Here is a 19,378-nt window from a genome sequence, read left to right as displayed (position 1 = left end):
CTTGATGTCCGGGCCGCAGAAATGTTGCTCGATTGAAATATATGACCCGCACACCCGAATGGTTTTAGAGTCGCACCTCTTTTGGGCCGCCAGGGAACCCCGTGAACGTGAGCAGACTGCTGATCGTCGACGACGATGTGGAAATCCTGTCCTTGCTGAAGAAGTTCTTCGTCCAGCACGGCTACGAGGTGGACGTGGCCGCCGACGGCCAGGCCATGTGGGCGGCGATTGCCCGGCAGCGGCCGGACACGATCATCCTCGACCTGATGCTGCCCGGCGAAGGCGGCCTGAGCCTGTGCCAGAAGGTGCACACGCAACTGGGCATCCCGATCATCATGCTCACGGCCATGGGCGAGCTCAGCGACCGGGTCGTCGGCCTGGAGCTGGGCGCTGACGACTACGTGACCAAACCCTTCGCCCCGCGGGAGTTGCTCGCCCGGCTGCGGTCGGTGCAGCGACGCACCGGCGAACGGCCCGACCCGGTCAGCGAGCCCACGCGGCCGGTGATCGGCTTCGCCGGTTGGCGCCTGGACATCACCTGCCGCGAACTGCGCTCCCCGGACAACGTGATGATCCCGCTGTCCGGCGGCGAATTCGACCTGCTGGTACTGTTCCTCGAACACCCGCAACGCATCCTCACCCGCGAACAACTGATCGACATGACCCACGGCCAGGGCCACGACGTCTACGACCGCAGCATCGACGTGCAGGTCAGCCGGCTGCGGCGCAAGATCGAGCCCGACAGCAAACGCCCGGACCTGATCCGCACCGTGCGCAACGGCGGCTACATGTTCTCCGCCAAGGTCACCCGCCCATGATCCGCCGACTGCTGCGGCGCGACACCCTGAGCCGGCGCATCGCGCTGACCATCGTCGCGGCCATGGTCGCCTCGCTGGCCCTCAACGCCCTGTTCGTCCAGGTGGCGGGCATCTGGGCGCGCCCGCCCATCGAGCGCACCGGCCTGCTGGAACAGATCGCCATGACCGTGCGCGTGATCGACGCCGCGCCCGCCCCGCTGCGGCCGCAACTGGCCAGCGCCGCCAGCAGCCCGCTGCTCAATGTGGTCTGGAAGCCCCAACGCGCCGACTTCGGCCTGCCGGGGGAAGGCAGCCAAATCAACGTGGACGACGACGCCTCGGCAGGCCGAGAGACCGTGCTGCAGACCTTGCTGGGCACCGGACGCACGATCGAGGTCTACAACCCCAATGACTGGCCGGCGGGCAGCACCGAGGGCCGCTACGTCGCCCTCCTGCGGCTGGCCGACGGCAGCTGGCTGTCGTTCACGCCGCCGGCGCGCAGCTGGGGCCTGGAGATCCACACCCGCATCGCCATCGTCATCCTGCTCGGCCTGATCGCCACCGTGCTGGTCGCCTGGGTCGCCACCCGCCAACTGGCGCGGCCGCTGCAACGCTTCGCCAGCGCCGCCCGGCACTTCGGCCGCAACCTGCACGCGCCGCCGATCAAGGCCGAAGGCCCGGAAGAGATCCGCCAGGCGATCATCGCCTTCAACACCATGCAGGCGCAGATCCAGCACTTCATCGGCGAGCGCACCCACATGCTCGCGGCGATCTCCCACGACCTGCGCGCCCCGCTGACCCGCATGCGCCTGCGCAGCGAATTCATGGACGACCTCAGCCAACAGGACAAACTGGTGCGCGACATCGAAGAAATGCAGTCGATGATCAACGCCGCGCTCACGTTCTTCCGCGAAGACACCCGCCCGGAAGCGCCGACCGCGTTCGACCTGTCGGAGCTGCTGCAAACCATCGTCGACGACTACCGCGACCAGGGCATCGACGTCGACTTCAGCGGCCCCGCCCGCCTGGTGTACGACGGCCGTCCGCTGGGCATCAAACGGGTGATCGTCAACCTGCTGGAGAACGCCGAGAAATACGCCCGCCGCCCGCGCATCGCCCTGAGCGTCGGCCCCCACGCGATCTGCATCGAGGTCAGCGACGAAGGCCCGGGCATCCCCGAGGACGCGCTGGAGCGGGTGTTCGACCCGTTCGTGCGCCTGGAGACCTCGCGCAACCGCGACACCGGCGGCGTCGGGCTGGGGCTCTCGTCGGCGCGGGCGATTGTGCGCGAGCAAGGTGGGGATCTGACGCTGCACAACCGGCCGGGGACGGGGTTGGTGGCGCGGGTTGAGTTGCCGGCGCCTTAGGCCGCCGGCCCCCCCACCCCTGCGGACTCAACCCCGCTTCGGCAACTTCCAGTTCGGCCGGATGAAGTGGCAGGTGTAACCGTTCGGAATGCGCTCCAGGTAATCCTGATGCTCCGGCTCCGCCTCCCAGAACGGCCCCGCCGGTTCGATCTCGGTGACCACCCGACCCGGCCACAGGCCCGACGCATCGACATCGGCGGCGGTGTCCTCGGCGATGTCCCGTTGCTGTTCGTTCAGGTAATAGATCGCCGAACGGTAGCTCGGCCCCCGGTCGTTGCCCTGACGGTTGGGCGTGGTGGGGTCGTGGATCTGGAAGAAGAATTCGAGGATCTGGCGGTAGCTGATCACCGCAGGATCGAAGACGATCTCGATGCCTTCGGCGTGGTTGCCGTGATTGCGGTACGTGGCGTTCGGTACCTCGCCGCCGGTGTAGCCGACGCGGGTGTGCAGCACGCCGGGATAGCGCCGCAGCAGATCCTGCATGCCCCAGAAGCAGCCGCCGGCGAGAATGGCGGTTTCGGTTTGACGGGTCATGGTCTGTCCTCTCGGGGTGTGGGTGTAGGCGATGTTATGAGGGCGGGTTTGGGGATTCCAAGGTCAGGTCTGACTATTCCATTTCGAGTCAGTATCGAAGCCTCCACCCGTTGACCCCAACGGCTCTCGCGCACCTGGAAAACAGCACCCTCAACCCGGCGAAACATGCGGCGCGTTTAATCTTTTCTTATAGCGTTTAAAGACACCCGCCGTTACTTCCCCAAGGCTACAACGCCTTGCGCCGTTGCCTACGCCTGCGCCAGAATCCGCCGGCTTGTGCGTCTAGGGTGCGGGTTTTACTGTTTCCGGGTCATCGAAAAACGGTGATCGGGTTTGGTAGCCCGAGATCAACACAAGGTGCACAGCTCACCATCGCGGCGTTCTATCGTCTCGGTTTTATGGTGGTCATGCACAGGGCGTCTTCGGGCGCGCCGGTCTCCTTGTGTCCCGGTCTACCAACCTGTGCATGGCCGCCACCCATCGTTTGGTAGCGAGGGGGTGATGGCTCCTTATGACGACACAAGGGAGTTTAACCATGATCAAACCAACACCAAACCCACCAGTCACCGACCCGGCATCCCCCTACGAATCCCCCGAGTCCCGAAAACTCAACGAAGCCGCCGAACGCGCCCTCGACCACTACCTCAATCCCCCACCCAACATCATGGGCACCCGCCCAGAACCCGAACCCATGTACCTGGCCAACCCGGTCTACGACACCGAATCCCTACTGGCCAACGCCAGCGAATCCCTCGGCTCCGCGAGCGCGATGCTCAACAACTTTGCCGCGGTGTTGGAACCGATGCACCGCAAGACGGCCATCGGCATTGCGCAGTTGGTGATGCTGGGGGAAGTCGCGGTGAATCAGGCGTTGGATAACGTTGAGCCGAAGTAGGTTTGGGGGTTCAGCGGCTGGCGTGTGAGTTTTAATCGCAGCGGAACTTGGCCGAGGGCCGTCATGACTGACGGTTTCGGCCAACAGCCGTCATTCACTAGCAGCCAAGAGAAACTGTCAGGTGACGGCGTGATTGACTTCGAATGCACGAAAAAATAGGTATCAACGGTGTTTTCAAGCACCAGCTTCATTAGCTGGATAGACGTAGGCTTTTCTTTTTCGTGCTTTGATCTATGGTGATTAGCATTATCAGATCATCAGGGAGAAACTTATGCGAGCACCATTTGAAATGACCGAGGGAATGGTGTGCCTGCGCAAAATATTAGAAAACCACCCCATTGGGAGTGAACATTGGAATGAGGCACAAAACCGATTTCAGTTTATTGACAGATTGCTGACTGAGTGTTTGGGATGGGAAAAGCCTAATATTACTGTTGAGCTAACGGATGAGCTGAACGGCAGGGCGGATTACGCACTGGGGCTGCCCGTGAAGGCAATTTTAGAAGCAAAAAAAGAGGCAATTCTTTTTGACATCCCCCCTTCCAACTCAACCATTTTGCTTCGAAAGCTTCAACCTTTAATTACCGCATCCAAAAATTTTAAAGATGCCATAACCCAGGTCATTCCCTACTGCGCAATAAAAGGTGCACAAATCGCGATTATCTGCAATGGGCCACAGATTGCAATTTTTCAAGCAATCACTCCGGGACTCCGTCCCTTAGAAGGCGAATGCTACTTCTTTAATGGTTTTCAGTCGTATATTGACTACTTTCCGCTTCTATGGAAATTACTGTCACCAGAGGGAATAGAGGAAAACCATGCGAACCGAGACCTAGCACTTCATCGTAACCCGAGAATACCCCCCAAAGGCTCTACAGTAATCGCCGAACCTTTCAAATATCGATACAGGAATGAATTTCAAGAGAATCTAAGATCGTTATCATCTCTACTTCTTGAAGAGATCGAGGACAACCCCGAGCTGAAGTCCGACTTCTACAAAGAGTGCTATATCGGCATTGAGGCCAATAACAGGCATCTCCTTTTAAGTAAAAGCATAATTACCGCTCGTTACCGACGGGCCGGCGAACTCGGCGTTGCACCCTCAGCCCTCGATGAGATTACAGGGATCGATCAAAATGGAAATTTACAAATTAACGACCCTTCCCTACTTGGAAAAATGGGTTCTCGCCCCATAGTCGTAATTGGAGATGTAGGCGTCGGAAAAACGTCATTTTTTGAAAATTTATTTGAAAGCCTTTCCAGCACAGACCAGGCAAATACTTACTTCCTAAACATCAACCTCGGAATAAAGGCGACTTTGAGCCGAGATATAAAAACCTACATACTAGAGGAAGTCCCAAGAATACTTAAAACCAAATACAGTATCGACATCAATACTGCAAATTTTGCAAATGCGATATACCACAAGGACCTGATAGACTTCGACAGCACTGTCAATGGAAGCCTAAAAAATTCAAACCCAGAACAGTACAATTTAGAGCGAGCACGATTTCTAACTAAAAAAATTGATCAAAAGGATATGCATTTACAGGCAGCACTGGGACATCTAAGTCGTGGCCGAAGCAAACAAATCATAATGGTTCTGGACAATGCTGACCAGCGCTCATTTGAAGTACAGCAAGAAACGTTCCTTATTGCCCAGGAGTTTGCAGCATCTAGAAACCTATCAGTATTCGTGGCATTGCGACCTAGTACATTTTATCTCTCAAAAACGACAGGTGCACTTTCTGCATATCAAAACAAGGTTCTCACCATATCTCCCCCACCCGCCGACGAAGTAATCCAGAAAAGACTAATTTTTGCTGTAAGAGTCGCTGAGGGCAAAGTGGCACCAGCTGCCTTGCAAGACATTAGACTAAACTTGAAAAATGTCGTACTTTTCTTGAATGCAACTTTGCGATCAATAAGAACCAGCGATTCCATTAAACAATTCTTGAGCAATATAACCGGAGGAAATACCCGTTCGGTTATCGAACTGATAACTGGTTTTTTTGGAAGCCCTAATGTTGACTCTAAGAAAATAGTAAAAATTGAAGAAGAAAGGGGCGCGTACAGAATACCACTTCATGAGTTTACAAAGCATAGTCTGCTAGGCGAGTACGCCTACTTCAATTCGCAGTCATCATTAGTTGCGTGCAACATATTTGATGTTATGGGCGCAGCAGATCCGCGCGAACACTTCCTATCACTTCTTATTATTGCCTATCTGAGTTCCAACACAGGAATTGTAGACAATGATGGCTTTCTATCTGGTAGAAACATAACTGCGGAGTTTACTGGCCATGGTTACGTAGATGATCAAATCAGTAGGGCTTTCAAAGCTCTGGCTGCGAAACGACTAATTGAAACGCCATACGCACATTATCGTGAAATACAGGTTGCGGAGCATGAGCGCCACGACCAACTACATTATAGAGCGACATCTGTTGGGATTTATCATGTACGTCACTGGGCAGGCTCGTTTGCGTTTTTAGATGCAATGTCAACTGACACCCCAATTTTCGACGAGGCGGCAAGAGAAATAGTCTGCAGCCTGGCAGCTTCCTTCTCTATAAATGACAGGTATACAAAAACTGTTGTCTTCAGAGACTACCTAAAAACACAATGGCTTTTGTCAAATATAAATGTTAACTATTTTGACTTTATTGGGTTGATTAATGGACAGGAAAATTCCTTTCTCACGGTCTCCAACCACATTGGAAACCGATCCACCCAGCATAGATAAAACTCAAAAACAAACAAAAGAAAAATAAAGTAAGCAGCTTCGCATTTTTTCGCCAAGATGGAGACATATCTATATAAAATAGATCCATCTCCATCTTGGCGCTTTATATATGGGACAAGTAGCAAGAGTCATCACTTTTGCGGAAAGGAAAGAGCTTAGCCATGGGGAGTGGTGCTAACGCTCGCAAAAAATACTCGAGTATCAGGAGGCATTCCTCCAATCGCCTCTAGCAAGTTCATGAGCTGATAGGCTTTGTCAGCGTAATATACGAGAACCGGCGCGAAGCCTTTTGCCTTGTGTTTTGAGTAGAGATCCAAGAACTCTCGCAGTTTGTTCACGAGATATTTGACTTCACGAACAGGTGCTTCCACTACCGAACCAGGAGCGTTCGCGAAGTGAAGGAATTCAGTGAACGCGGGAGAACTCCCACCGTGCATCGCAATACGGTCAGCCTCAGCAACCATTTGAAAGATTGTGACCATCTGAGACGCATGCGGAGGGGATATGACCTCTAGAAGCAGAGTGGAGAGTCGCTGATCAATATCCCGAATCACGAGCAGGAATTCCTCTCCTAACCTCTCGGAGCTCAGTGTCTCCAGTTCTTTCAGTGCAATCTCGGTTTGTTCCGCCAGTTGCTTTGAGGCGAATCGAGATTCTCGTTGCTGCAAGCTAATCGACCAAAGTGCAGATAAGAACGCAGCAAGGGCGAACAGCGGATTCAATACTCCTCCGAAGTAGTCGCCAAACTGCCCCCAGATCGCGGGATCCGCAGAGCGAGTTGTTCCGAATGCAAGGATATAGATAAAGCAAATTATCCCGATCGCGGAGACAGCGATAATTGCGGCGACAACGAGAGCTTTGAAGTTCATATAGATGACGTTTGATGTGAGTGGCCGACAATTTTAACTCAACGCAGGTTGAAGCGGTGAGTTGCCATCAATCTTGCAGAGCCTGTTTGACAGCCTTTGGCCGAAAGTAGCCCTTCCCAGCACTATCCTCTCCAACACCCACAACGTCTTGAAGCCTTGGCCGCTCCCGCATCATTCACACGGGCGACATGGCGACCCCGACATCCTCAACTCTCCGCCCTCGCCCGCCCCTATTCCCCGATCTACTCAGCTGCGACTTTCGCTCCCCCATCTTCCTCATCCAAAATCAACGTCCCCACCGATCTCGCCCCGCCCATCCAAATCGTCATCATCGCCTCCTCCTGAACGAACGGCGCGAAGCGAGGTTGCATATCAACCTCGGCAGCGCCGGCCTCGGCGATTCAAGTTGCCGGATACGCCGGTGCTGCTGGAGGTGTGAACCGTGATTAGATAAAGCCCCATTCGTTGACACGGGATAGGCCCAAACATTAGCTAGCCCCTAGCCTTAGCTGTTTCTTTAGAACGCTTATCTAGAGTACTCCTCCACGCCGCTAGCCTTTCTATATCCGCCTCCAGTTCGTCAGGTTCTGGTATTGGAAGCCTTCCAACTTGCGATGCCGCGTCATGCTCAAACTTTGAGCTCTTAGTCATCCCACTATCTACTTCTCGATAATCATCGTCGGTGACAACGACCAATTTCAGACGCTGTGTCGACACACCCTCGCCAAATCTTTGGACTGCTCCGTTTAGCAAAACTTCTTCAACACATCTTTCCCATGCCAGACGCAATCGACCGTAGCAAGCTGCGGTCAAGCGACGATGCTCATCTTCATCTCCACTTTTCTGTGCTTTTCGAACCTCAACCAACTCTTGTCGAAGTCTTGCCAGACGTTCTTTTGTTCCGATAACGTCGAATGGCAGATCCTGAGAGTGCACACCATATCCGTCTGCGGTGCGACGAATGTAATTCTTGGTCAACTGGGCTCCAAGCTCCTCAGCTTTCTGCTCCAAAATGCAAAGAAAATAGATATCGTGAGTAAAGATAATCACCTGCCGTTGTAGTGCCTCCAAAGCTAAGCGCTCTGCAACCTCCCACCTGCGTCTGTGATCTAGTGATGAGACCGGATCATCTAAAACTATTCCACCACGCCCTTTACCAAGCCTGATCTCGGCAAGGAAGGATGCAATAGCGATAGCTCGCTGCTCCCCTTCACTGAGAATAGCCGCTGGAGTACCTCCGCCAGGCAATTGCAAAACGAGCTTAAATTGGGTTTTACCCCCTGGCGACTCTGGCTTCATCACAATTTGGAGCTGATGCAACTTGAGTTGTTTTAACTCGTCGTTAAGAGCGTCCGCCAGTTCCTGACTAGCGGTAGTCCGTGAAAGTTCGGTAGATTTTCTGGAGATAGCTCGGGTGTCAAAGCCATCAATGCACAATTGCAGCTTTCGACTCACCTCATACTTGGCCATCGTTTCCAAAACAGAAGGTTTAATCTCACCCAAATGTACTCGCGCATCTAACTCTCGCTTCTCCGACGTCATTTGAGCTCTAACTTTTTCATCAGCCGTAGCGTCCAGCGCTTTGGATTGATTTAGTAAGTCATCGATCATAATGGATAAATTTGGGCACGGATCCATCGGGAGTGCCACTATCTCCTCCCACTTAATTTCACTCGCAGCAGCTCGAAGAATCGAAGTCTGTCGGGTGTTTAGACATGTCTGCATCAATGTACAGTTTGCCGCGAGTTCGGGAGCCAGCTCAGTTAACTCTTCTACCAGCCCGTCGCGAAACATCACATCAAGCCCAGCCTTTTGTACTACTTTGTACGCTTTGGCCGCAGTATCGCGGGCCTCCTTCGCAGCCCTTTCAGCTGCCTGTTTAATGAACGCATCAAAGCGGACTAATCTCGCGACCCCCTCCCTGCCAAGATCATTTTGGCAAAGAGGGCATTCAGACTTTTCAGAAAGCTCTGGAAACTCATGGCCAGGATGGCTCTGCAAAGCGAAAACTCTGGCCGCTTCAAACAGCGCCTTCCATTCTTCACTTCCAGTGCCCGCAAGTTGACCCGGCGTTCTCTTAAACTCCTGAGCAGCTAACTCCGCCGCAGCTTTTGCAGCATTTGACTTCTCAATTAACTGCTTAAGTTGATTGACCGCACTATCACCAACTAATGGAATTGCTGTAGCTAAGCGATCCTTTAAACCCAAGAAGCGCGTTGCTTTTTGGCGCAATGCTTGTGCTTTTTGCTTTGGATCTGCTTCAGCAAGTGTTTTAGTCAAGAGATTTAATCTATCCATCTCGACTGGCGCGAGTGTAGCCAAGGCCTCTATTTGCTCGGGGAGGGTGGTGCTCGGGATACCGAGTAATGCTGCAGCAACTCGTGTCTGGTCTCTCGCAAGGGCGGCATAAGCTGCATCAGTTGGGGCATTTGCAGCTTTCTCCTGAATGGCACGAGTTTTAAGCTTGTTACATGTACCAGCCAAACCTTCCAGAATATCTAACCCATATGGCGCATAAGCAAAATCACCATAATTATCAATGTATGCACGAGCACAATAAGTATCAAAAATTGCAATATCCGAAAGTGGTTCAGGTGCAACACCACCGTATTGCCAAGGGAGATCTGTAGCAACACCATCGATTAAAGTTTCAAATACAGCTTGAGCGACACCGGCAGTCTTAGGATTTAGGTTAGCGTTGGGAAGAATTGGCTCACGACGATCCCTAGCGCGACACGCATGTTTGAATACCCGAGAGTAGCCCGATTTCCCTGTACCGTTCTCCCCGTAAATAACGGTTAGGCCAATTGGGGAAATTGGGACACTTCCCCCATTAGCTAAAGCATTTACATTGAGAAGCTTCTTGATCGCAGTTACCTGAACTAGCCTTGCCAAATCGCTAGATTGAGCTATTAGTGCATCCTCAAGCTTCTTGCAGCTTCGCCCCTCAGGATCAGGGAGCCCTGATGCGGCTTTGGCTAAAGCATAGAGATCGTCGAGATCGGAGGAGCTGAGCACGCGGTCATGGTAGAGACGAGCGATTGCATCTTGCTGCCAAGCAGGCAGCCCTTTAGACCACGCTTGTATTTCCTGAATTATCGTCACCCACCTACTCCTTGGCGCAGTACAACCACACCTATGAATACAAAGCGGCAACTTGCCTTCATCATGTCTAGCAGATAAACGTGAGTCAGGAAGAAAACGGCAAAAGAATGTTCAAGTTGGCTCTCCGCATTTCACCTATAAAAACCCGGGATCCCCCCATGCCCACCGCCATCCTCTCCGACACCCACAACCTCCTCCGCCCCGAAGCCCTGGCCGCGATCCAAGGCTGTTCCCTCATCATCCACGCCGGTGACATCGGCAACCCGGACATCCTCACCCAACTCGCCGCCATCGCCCCCGTCCACGCCGTGCGCGGCAACAACGACGTGAACAGTCCCTGGGCGCAGGATCTGCCCGACCTGCTCACCTTCGACCTGCACGGCCACCCCACCCTCCTCGTGCACAACATCGCCGACGTCCCCGCCGATCTCGACCCGGCCATTTCACTTGTCATCACCGGCCATTCCCACAAACCCTTGATCGAGCGGCGCGACGGGCGGTTGTACATCAACCCCGGCAGTGCCGGGCCTCGGCGGTTCAGGTTGCCGGTGACGTTGGTGTTGCTGGAGGTGGACGGCGGTTCGCTGGAGGCGCGGTTGGTGTCGTTGCTGGATCCGCCGGCCTGAACAGGCTAACGTGCCCGCACCTTCACCCGGAGCCTGTGCCGTCATGTCCATCGCCGACAACCTTCTTGCCTTCACGTTTGCCGCCACGCTGTTGACCCTCACGCCGGGGCTCGACACGGCGTTGGTGTTGCGCACCGCCACGGTGGAGGGCAAGCGGCAGGCGTTTCGGGCGGCGATAGGGATCAATGCCGGGTGCCTGGTGTGGGGTGCGGCGGTGGCGTTCGGGTTGGGGGCGCTGATTGCGGTGTCGGAGTTGGGCTACAACCTGCTGAAGTATTGCGGCGCGGCGTACCTGGCGTGGCTCGGGGTGAACATGCTGCTGCGCCCTCGCCGTTCGCTGGCGCCGGCCGAGGCCAGCGGCAAGGCCGGGGGCAACTGGTTCCTGAAGGGGATGCTGGGCAATGTGCTCAACCCCAAGGTCGGGATTTTCTATGTGTCGTTTCTGCCGCAGTTCATTCCCCAGGGGCAGCCGCTGGTGGCGTGGACGTTCGGGCTGGTGAGCATTCATGTGGTGCTGGGGCTGGTGTGGTCGATGGTGCTGATCGGCGCGACGCAGCCGCTGTCGGGGTTTCTGCGCCGCGAGAGCGTGATCCGCTGGATGGACCGCACCACCGGGATGATCTTTGTGCTGTTTGCGGCGCGGTTGGCGTTCAGCAAGCGTTGAGGCCGATGCAGCCTCGTCCCTCTCTACAAGCGGGTTATCTCGTCCGATAACCCGCGTTCGTTTCAAAACAGCCCTTGCCCGACATATATGGATATCCGTATATTCGCACCCTCACATATCCCCGAGCCCTCCCCCATGCTCAACCCCGCCTCCGTTTTCAAATGCCTGGCCGACGAGACCCGTGCCCGCGCAACGCTGTTGATCGCCCGCGAAGGCGAGTTGTGCGTGTGCGAGCTGGTGTGTGCGCTGGACGACAGCCAACCGAAGATTTCCCGGCACCTGGCGCAGCTGCGCACCTGCGGGCTGTTGCTCGACCGGCGTCAGGGCCAGTGGGTGTATTACCGGCTCAATCCACAGTTGCCGGCCTGGGTGCGCGAGATGCTGGACCTCACGCTGGCGGCCAACGCGGCGTGGCTTGCGGACAACACGGCGCGGCTCGCGGCCATGGGGGATCGCCCGCTCAATTCAACCGCCTGCTGCTGAGGAATCATCATGCGTGTTCTGTTCATGTGCACCGCCAACAGTTGCCGCAGCATCCTGTCCGAGGCGCTGTTCAATCACCTGGCGCCCGCGGGTTTCGAGGCGGTCAGCGCCGGCAGTTTCCCCAAGGGCCAGGTGCTGCCGCGCAGCCTGACCACGCTGCGCGAGGCCGGCATTGCCGTCGAGGGGTTGAGCAGCAAAGGCAACGACGCCTTTGCGGCGAACCCGCCGGACATCGTCATCACCGTGTGTGACAAGGCCGCCGGGGAAGCCTGCCCGGTGTACTTCGGCCCGGCGCTGAAGGCCCATTGGGGGCTGGAGGATCCGTCGGACGTGGTGGGCGACGAGGCCGCCGTCCGCGCGGCCTTCCACGCCACCCTGGCCCGCATCGACACCCGCTGCCGCGCCTTCTTCGCCCTGCCCTTCGCCCAACTGGACCGGGACGCGCTCAAGCGTGAGCTCGACCGCATCGGCACCCTGTAACCGGAGCCTTTTATGACTGCCCAGCTGCCTAACCTCGACCTTTCATTGATTCAAACCGGCGACCGGGAAGCGACCGCGCACAAGCCGCGCATCCTGTTGCTTTACGGCTCCAACCGCCCGCGCTCGTTCAGCCGTTTGCTGGTGGAGGAAGCCGCGCGGCTGCTGGAGCATTTCGGGGCCGAGACGCGGATCTTCAATCCGTCGGGCCTGCCGTTGCCGGACGACGCGCCGAGCGACCATCCCAAGGTGCAGGAGCTGCTGACGCTGATGCAGTGGTCGGAAGGCCAGGTCTGGTGTTCGCCGGAACGCCATGGCGCAATGTCGGCGGTGTTCAAGGCGCAGATCGACTGGGTGCCGCTGGCCCTCGGCGCGATCCGCCCGACCCAGGGCAAGACCCTGGCGGTGATGCAGGTGTGCGGCGGTTCGCAGTCGTTCAACGTGGTCAACCAGTTGCGCGTGCTGGGCCGCTGGATGCGGATGTTCACCATCCCCAACCAGTCGTCGGTGCCCAAGGCGTTCTTGGAGTTCGATGAACACAACCGCATGAAGCCCTCCGCGCTGTACGACCGCGTGGTGGACGTCATGGAGGAACTGGTGAAGTTCACGCTGCTGCTGCGCGAGCGGCCGGACCTGGTGGACCGTTATTCGGAACGCAAGGAGTCGGCGCAGGCGCTGACGGAGCGGGTGAATCAGCGGTCGATCTGAACACCGCACAAATAAAAACCGGCGCGAACCCTCGCGCCGGTTTTTTTACGCCTGCACCTTACTGCTTGATCGAAACGATCACCGCTTTACTCCCCTCCATCCGAAACGAAAACCTCACCCGATCCCCCACCGCCAACCCGGCCAACTGCGCCGAGGTGGCGGCAAAGCCCATGGTCATCGGCGGCCATTGCAGGGTGGGGACTTCGCCGTGGGCGATGGTCACGGTGTGTTTGTCGGGGTCGAGGGCCTTGATCGTGCCTTGGGCCTCGGCCGCCGGGGTTTGCTGGGTGGCGGGGGTCGTTTGCATGTTGGGCATGCCGTCCATGTTCATGCCGGGCATGTCGTCTGCCCCGGCGGCGAACGCGAAGGCGACCAGGGTGCCGGCGACGGTGATGGGGATGAGTTTCATGGGGTGACTCCTTCAGGTTGAGTGTGTGCAACGGGCAGGCGGCGACGGCGCATCAGGCGATACGCCGCCGGGATGACGAACAGGGACAGCAGCGGCGCGGTGACCATGCCGCCGACCATGGGCGCGGCGATGCGGCTCATGACTTCGCTGCCGGTGCCGCTGCCCAGCAGGATCGGCAGCAGGCCGGCGATGATCACGGCCACGGTCATGGCCTTGGGGCGCACGCGTTGCACGGCGCCTTCGCGGATGGCGGCGACAAGATCGGCTTCGCCGTTTTCGCCTTGGTCCTGGCGTTCGGCCCAGGCGTTTTTCAGGTACAGCAGCATGATCACGCCGAACTCGGCGGACACCCCGGCCAACGCGATGAAGCCGACCCCGGTGGCGACCGACAGGTTGTAGCCCAGCAGGTACAGGAACCACGCCCCGCCCGTCAGCGCGAAGGGCAGCGTGGCCATGATCAGCAGGGCTTCGTCGAAGCGGGCGAAGGTCAGGTACAGCAGCACGAAGATGATCAGCAGCGTGGCCGGCACCACCAGTTTCAGGCGGGCGTTGGCCCGTTCCAGAAACTCGAACTGGCCCGAGTAGCTCAGGCTCATGCCGGGCTGCAGCTTGACCTGCTCGCCGACCGCCCGGCGCAGGTCGCCGACCACCGAGGCGATGTCGCGGCCGCGCACGTCGATGTACACCCAGCCGGACGGCCGGGCGTTTTCGCTCTTGAGCATCGGCGGGCCGTCGGTGACCTTGACCTTCGCCAGCATCCCCAGGGTGACCTGGCTGCCGGACGGCGTGTACACCGGCAGTTGCTCCAGGGCCGTGGGGGTATCGCGCCATTCGCGCGGGTAGCGCACGTTGATCGGGAAACGCGCCAGGCCTTCGAGGGTTTCGCCGACGTTCTCGCCGCCGACGGCGCCGGCCACGATGGCTTGCACGTCGGTGATGTTCAGGCCGTAGCGGGCGGCGGCGCTGCGGTCGATGTCCACGTCGATGTAGCGCCCGCCGGTCAGGCGTTCGGCCAGGGCCGAGCTGACGCCGGGCACGCCTTTGGCGGCGCGCTCCACGGCTTGGGTCGCGGCGTCGATCTGGGTCAGGTCGTTGCCGGCGACCTTCACGCCGATGGGGCTCTTGATCCCGGTGGCGAGCATGTCGATACGGTTGCGGATCGGCGGAATCCAGATGTTGGTCAGGCCCGGCACCCGCACCACGCGGTCGAGTTCTTCCACCAGTTTTTCCGGGGTCATGCCGGGGCGCCATTGCGCGTGGGGCTTGAACTGGATGGTGGTCTCGAACATCTCCAGCGGCGCCGGGTCGGTGGCCGATTCGGCGCGCCCGGCCTTGCCGAACACGTGCTCGACCTCGGGCACGGTCTTGATCAGGCGGTCGGTCTGCTGCAGCAGTTGCGCGGCTTTCTGCGCCGACAGCCCCGGCAGCGCCGACGGCATGTACAACAGATCACCTTCATCCAGCGGCGGCAGGAACTCACCACCCAGCCGCGACATCGGCCACGCCGCGCTGACGAACACCAGCAGCGCCACCGCCAAGGTCAGCTTCGGCCGACGCAGCACGGCGTCCAGCGCCGGTTGGTAGAGCCGGATCAGCCAGCGGTTGAGCGGGTTGCGGCGCTCGTCGGGGATCTTGCCGCGGATCCAGTAGCCCATCAGCACCGGCACCAGCGTCACCGACAGCCCCGCCGCCGCGGCCATGGCGTAGGTCTTGGTGAACGCCAGCGGGCCGAACAGCCGCCCTTCCTGCGCTTGCAGGGTGAACACCGGGATGAACGACAAGGTGATGATCAGCAGGCAGAAGAACAGCGCCGGCCCCACCTCCGCCGCCGCTTCGGTCATCACCTGCCAGTGGCGCTCACCTTTGAGGTCTTGCCCCGGATTGGCCGCGTGCCAGGCTTCGATCTTCTTGTGCGCGTTCTCGATCATCACCACGGCGGCGTCGACCATGGCGCCGATGGCGATGGCGATCCCGCCCAGCGACATGATGTTGGCGTTGAGCCCCTGGTGGCGCATGACGATGAACGCGATCAGCACGCCCACCGGCAGCGAGATGATCGCCACCAGCGACGAGCGCAGGTGCCACAGGAAGATCCCGCACACCAGCGCCACCACGATGAACTCCTCCAGCAGTTTGTGGCTGAGGTTGTCCACGGCGCGGTCGATGAGCTTGCTGCGATCGTAGGTGGTGACGATCTCCACGCCGGCCGGCAGGCTGCTTTTCATGTCGTCGAGCTTGGCCTTGACCGCCGCGATGGTCTCGCGGGCGTTCTTGCCGCTGCGCAGGATCACCACGCCGCCGACGGTTTCGCCCTGGCCGTCGAGCTCGGTGATGCCCCGGCGCGTTTCCGGGCCGGTCTGCACCGTGGCGACGTCGCCCAGGGTCACCGGCACCCCGCCCGCGCCGAGCTTGAGCGGGATCGCCCGGAAGTCGTCGAGGGTCTTGAGGTAGCCGGAGGCACGGACGATGAACTCGGTCTCGGCCATTTCCAGCACGGCGCCGCCGGTTTCCTGGTTGGCCTGGGCGATGGCCTCGCGCACTTCGGCCAGGGTGATGCCGAGGCTGGCCAGCCTGACCGGATCCGGCTGCACCTGATACTGCTTGACCATGCCGCCCACCGTGGCGACTTCGGCGACGTTGGGCAGGGTCTTGAGCTCGAACTTGAGGAACCAGTCCTGCAGGGCGCGCAACTGCGCCAGGTCATGCCCGCCGCTGCGGTCCACCAGCGCGTACTGGTAGATCCAGCCGACCCCGGTGGCGTCCGGGCCCAGCGCCGGTTTGGCGTTGGCCGGCAGGCGGCCTTGGATCTGGCTCAGGTACTCCAGCACCCGCGAGCGGGCCCAGTACAGGTCGGTGCCGTCCTCGAACAGCACATACACGAAGCTGTCGCCGAAGAACGAATAGCCGCGCACGGTCTTCGCGCCGGGCACCGACAGCATCGTCGTGGACAGCGGATAAGTGACCTGATTCTCGACGATCTGCGGCGCCTGGCCGGGGTACGGCGTGCGGATGATCACCTGCACGTCGGACAGGTCCGGCAGCGCGTCGATGGGCGTGCTCTGCACCGACCACACGCCCCACGCGGTGACGAACAATGTGGCCAACAGCACCAGGAAGCGGTTGGCGACGGACCAGCGGATCAGTGCGGCGATCATGGCTGGTTCCCCGCTGCGTTACCGTCGGTGTCCAGCGGCGCGGTGACGATGCCCTTGAGGCTGGCTTCGGAGTCGAGCAGGAACTGGCCGGAGGCGACCACTTGCTGCCCGTCTTCCAGGCCGCCGAGGATCGCGGTCTTGCCGTCGCTTTCCTGGCCCAGTCGCACCTCCACCGGGCGGTAGCGGCCGCCGTCTTCGGCGAGCATCACCAGCGCACGCCGGCCGGTGCGGATCACCGCTTCGCTCGGCACCCACAGCACGCTTTGCGCGGTGGTACGGGTCAGGCGCACTTGCGCCGTCATGCCGGGCCGCAGGCGGCCGGCCGGGTTGGGCAGTTCGACCCGCACGCGCAGGGTGCGGCTGTCGGGGTTGGTCTGCGGCAGGATCGCGCTGACCGTGCCGCGCAGCACCGTGCCGGGAAACGCCGGCAACCGCGCTTCGACGGTTTGCCCGGCGCTGATCGAGCCGGTTTCCGATTCCGGCACGGCCACCGCCAGCCAGACGTTGCCCAGCCCGTTGATCCGGGCCAGGGTCTCGCCGGTGGCCACGGTCATGCCGGTGCGCAGGTTGAGTTCCTGCAACACACCGCCCAGCGGGCTGGTGACGGTCAGGTTGGCTTGCACCTTGCCGCTGCGCTCCACTTGGGCGATCAGGCCGGCGGGCATGCCGCTCAGTTGCAGCCGTTGCCGGGCCGCCGCCAGCAGCGCCGCGTCGCCGCTGCGGCGCAGGGCCAGGAACTCGGTCTGCGCAGCGGCCCAGTCGGGCACCAGAAGGTCCGCCAGGGCGGCGCCGGCGGGCAGCACGTCGCCGGGTGCCCGGGCGTAGACCCGCTCGACGAACCCGGCGGTGCGCGCCTGCACCACCGCCACATCGCGCTCGTCGAAGGCCAGCACGCCGGTCACGTCGAGGCTTGAGGCGAACGTCCCACGGCTGACCGGCGCCAGGCGCAGGCCCAGGTTCTGGGTCAGGCCGGGGTCGATGCTGACAGCGGCGCTCTCCCCCGCGCCGCTGGCGTACCGGGGCACCAGTTGCATGTCCATGAACGGCGATTTGCCGGGCTTATCGAATTTCTGCGCAGGGAACATCGGGTCGTACCAGTACAGCGCTTTGCGCTCGTCCGGCGCCGGCGCGCCTGGCGCCGAAGCGACTGCTTCAACGCCCTGCCCTTGCCGGGCGATCCCGTAGCCGCCGGCCGCGCCTATCGCCAGCGCCAGGCCGGCCAGCAGTACCCCGTTCCAGTGTTTGAGGTTCATGGGCGTGTGTCTCCATAGGCAAAGTGCAGGCGCGCGCCGGTCAGGGCCCGCTGTTCTTCCACGTCGATCTGCTTGAGGCGGGTTTCGATCAGCTCACGGCGGGCGTTGACCACAGCGTTGAGGTCGCCCTTGCCGGCGCGGTAGCTGGCCAGGCTCAGGTCGGCCTTCTCCTTCGCCAGCGGCACCAAGCTGTCGCGGTTGCGCGCCACCGCACGGTCCAGCCGCTGGTATTCGGCCAGGTCGGTTTCCAGTTGCTCGGTGTGCTCGCGGGACAGCGCCTCGCGCTCGGCCTCCAACTGGCTCAGTTCGGCCTGGCGGGCGGCGATCTTCGGGTTCTGCCGGGTCTCGGGGAACAGCGGCAAATCCCACGACAGCTGCACACTGACCATGTCGCCGAACTCGCGGCCCCGGTGCTGGTAGTCCACTTCCCAGCTCCAGTCCGAGCGTTTTTCCGACACGGCCTCCCGCACCTTGGCCTCGGCTTCACGGGTCATGGGCGCGAACGCGGCGAGTTCCGGGTGATGCTGCAGTTGGTGGTTGAAGGTCTGGGCGTCCACCGGCCAGTCCGGCAGGCTGCCGGCCGGCGTGTCGCTGGCGGCCGGGCCGATCCAGCGCTTGAGCGCCGCTTGGGCCTGGGCGCGTTCGCGGATCAGGTCGTCCTGGCGCTCGGCCAGTTGCGCCGCTTCCTGCTTGGGCGTCACGGCGTCCGCCGGTTCCGCCCGGCCGCCGGCAATGCGGGCGCGGACGGTGTCGGCCAGCAGGCGGTTTTCCCGGTTGAGGCCGTCCAGCAGCGCGGCTTTGCGTTCGACCGAATAAGCGCCGATCCAGGCCAGCGCCGTGGCCTGACGCACCTTGAGCCGTTCGATCCGGCGCTCGGCGGTGGCGCGTTCCACCGCCGCGTCGGCGACCTCGATGCGAGCGTTGCGTTTGTCGCGGTTGGGCACCTCTTGGCGCAGGCCGACCGTCTGCATGGTCATGAAGTCCTGGTCGAGGCTCCAACGGTCGGGCCCGCCGATGGGGTAGTTCTGCACGCCCAGCAGCAGTTTGGGGTCCGGCAGTTCGCCCGCCGGAATGGCCGCGCTGCCGGCGGCCTGGATCTTGGCGTCCTGCGCGGTCAACGACGGCGCGCCGGTTTCGGCCAGGCGCAGCGCTTCGTCGAGGGTCAGGCTGCCGGCCAGGCTCGGTCCGGCGAGCACGCTGGCGACCAGGCCGACCGCGAGCGGCCACCCGGTGCCATAGCACTTGAGTTTCATGGTGTCGATTCCTGTGCACATCCGCTGTGCGCGGGCC

At 60.1% G+C, this 19,378-nt stretch carries 16 protein-coding genes; 9 read left to right on the top strand and 7 right to left on the bottom strand.

Features of this window, described 5'->3' with window-relative positions; all coding sequences use genetic code 11:
* Window positions 1–107 precede the first annotated feature (107 nt).
* A complete protein-coding gene (locus CAG29_RS21345; protein WP_085656481.1) occupies window positions 108–818 on the top strand; it encodes a response regulator in 711 nt (236 codons plus the stop codon).
* A complete protein-coding gene (locus CAG29_RS21340; RefSeq protein ID WP_085585652.1) occupies window positions 815–2,164 on the top strand; it encodes an ATP-binding protein in 1,350 nt (449 codons plus the stop codon). Before CAG29_RS21345 ends, CAG29_RS21340 begins: the two co-directional genes overlap by 4 nt.
* A gap of 27 nt (window positions 2,165–2,191) precedes the next feature.
* Here the strand turns inward: CAG29_RS21340 and msrA are convergent, their stop codons facing one another.
* Window positions 2,192–2,698: a peptide-methionine (S)-S-oxide reductase MsrA gene (msrA, locus tag CAG29_RS21335; protein WP_085585650.1), complete on the bottom strand. Its 507-nt coding sequence runs from the start codon at window positions 2,696–2,698 to the stop codon at window positions 2,192–2,194.
* Between the two features lie 535 nt (window positions 2,699–3,233).
* On the opposite strand from msrA, the gene CAG29_RS21330 reads away from it, so the two are divergent.
* Both CAG29_RS21330 and CAG29_RS21325 read left to right on the top strand, forming a co-directional pair.
* A complete protein-coding gene (locus CAG29_RS21330) occupies window positions 3,234–3,593 on the top strand; it encodes a DUF6124 family protein (protein WP_085639237.1) in 360 nt (119 codons plus the stop codon).
* Between the two features lie 271 nt (window positions 3,594–3,864).
* Window positions 3,865–6,339, top strand: coding sequence for a hypothetical protein (locus CAG29_RS21325; protein WP_085695104.1), 2,475 nt, complete (start codon window positions 3,865–3,867; stop codon window positions 6,337–6,339).
* Between the two features lie 155 nt (window positions 6,340–6,494).
* Here CAG29_RS21325 and CAG29_RS21320 read toward each other — a convergent pair whose 3' ends face one another.
* Window positions 6,495–7,208: a hypothetical protein gene (locus CAG29_RS21320; RefSeq protein ID WP_085695103.1), complete on the bottom strand. Its 714-nt coding sequence runs from the start codon at window positions 7,206–7,208 to the stop codon at window positions 6,495–6,497.
* A 492-nt stretch (window positions 7,209–7,700) separates the two neighbouring features.
* A complete protein-coding gene (locus CAG29_RS21315) occupies window positions 7,701–10,313 on the bottom strand; it encodes an AAA family ATPase (protein ID WP_085695102.1) in 2,613 nt (870 codons plus the stop codon).
* 158 nt (window positions 10,314–10,471) lie between these two features.
* Here CAG29_RS21315 and CAG29_RS21310 point away from each other — a divergent pair, with 158 nt between their 5' ends.
* The 5 genes from CAG29_RS21310 to arsH all read left to right on the top strand — a co-directional run bounded on the left by CAG29_RS21310 (window position 10,472) and on the right by arsH (window position 13,271).
* Entirely contained in the window at window positions 10,472–10,939 is a 468-nt protein-coding gene (locus tag CAG29_RS21310; RefSeq protein ID WP_085695101.1) for a metallophosphoesterase family protein, read from the top strand.
* Window positions 10,940–10,982: 43 nt separating this feature from the next.
* The gene (locus CAG29_RS21305; protein WP_085695100.1) at window positions 10,983–11,603 is read left to right on the top strand and encodes a LysE family translocator; all 621 of its coding nucleotides are present in this window, start codon (window positions 10,983–10,985) and stop codon (window positions 11,601–11,603) included.
* 135 nt (window positions 11,604–11,738) lie between these two features.
* Window positions 11,739–12,086, top strand: coding sequence for a metalloregulator ArsR/SmtB family transcription factor (locus tag CAG29_RS21300; RefSeq protein WP_085585636.1), 348 nt, complete (start codon window positions 11,739–11,741; stop codon window positions 12,084–12,086).
* Window positions 12,087–12,095: 9 nt separating this feature from the next.
* Window positions 12,096–12,566: an arsenate reductase ArsC gene (locus CAG29_RS21295; RefSeq protein WP_085632922.1), complete on the top strand. Its 471-nt coding sequence runs from the start codon at window positions 12,096–12,098 to the stop codon at window positions 12,564–12,566.
* A gap of 12 nt (window positions 12,567–12,578) precedes the next feature.
* Window positions 12,579–13,271 (top strand): arsenical resistance protein ArsH, encoded by a 693-nt coding sequence (gene arsH / locus CAG29_RS21290; protein WP_085695099.1) that lies wholly within the window; start codon window positions 12,579–12,581, stop codon window positions 13,269–13,271.
* Window positions 13,272–13,329: 58 nt separating this feature from the next.
* Here the strand turns inward: arsH and CAG29_RS21285 are convergent, their stop codons facing one another.
* Genes CAG29_RS21285 through CAG29_RS21270 form a run of 4 tightly spaced genes read right to left on the bottom strand, consistent with a single transcriptional unit; the run spans window position 13,330 to window position 19,341 of the window.
* Window positions 13,330–13,680, bottom strand: coding sequence for a copper-binding protein (locus tag CAG29_RS21285; RefSeq protein ID WP_085695098.1), 351 nt, complete (start codon window positions 13,678–13,680; stop codon window positions 13,330–13,332).
* Window positions 13,677–16,835, bottom strand: a complete 3,159-nt coding sequence (locus CAG29_RS21280; protein WP_085695097.1) for an efflux RND transporter permease subunit — start codon at window positions 16,833–16,835, stop codon at window positions 13,677–13,679. Before CAG29_RS21280 ends, CAG29_RS21285 begins: the two co-directional genes overlap by 4 nt.
* A complete protein-coding gene (locus tag CAG29_RS21275; protein WP_085695096.1) occupies window positions 16,832–18,088 on the bottom strand; it encodes an efflux RND transporter periplasmic adaptor subunit in 1,257 nt (418 codons plus the stop codon). The genes CAG29_RS21280 and CAG29_RS21275 overlap by 4 nt, the downstream gene beginning before the upstream one ends.
* Window positions 18,085–19,341 carry a TolC family protein gene (locus tag CAG29_RS21270; protein WP_085656453.1) on the bottom strand — a complete coding sequence of 419 codons (1,257 nt, stop codon included), beginning with the start codon at window positions 19,339–19,341 and terminating at the stop codon, window positions 18,085–18,087. The genes CAG29_RS21275 and CAG29_RS21270 overlap by 4 nt, the downstream gene beginning before the upstream one ends.
* Between the last annotated feature and the right edge of the window lie 37 nt (window positions 19,342–19,378).

Origin of the sequence: Pseudomonas sp. B7(2017) (genome assembly GCF_002112745.1) — a bacterium.
Classification (GTDB): Bacteria; Pseudomonadota; Gammaproteobacteria; order Pseudomonadales; family Pseudomonadaceae; genus Aquipseudomonas; species Aquipseudomonas ekonensis.
The sequence above is the reverse complement of the archived record's forward strand: the minus strand, read 5'-3'. Positions and strand labels throughout refer to the sequence as shown.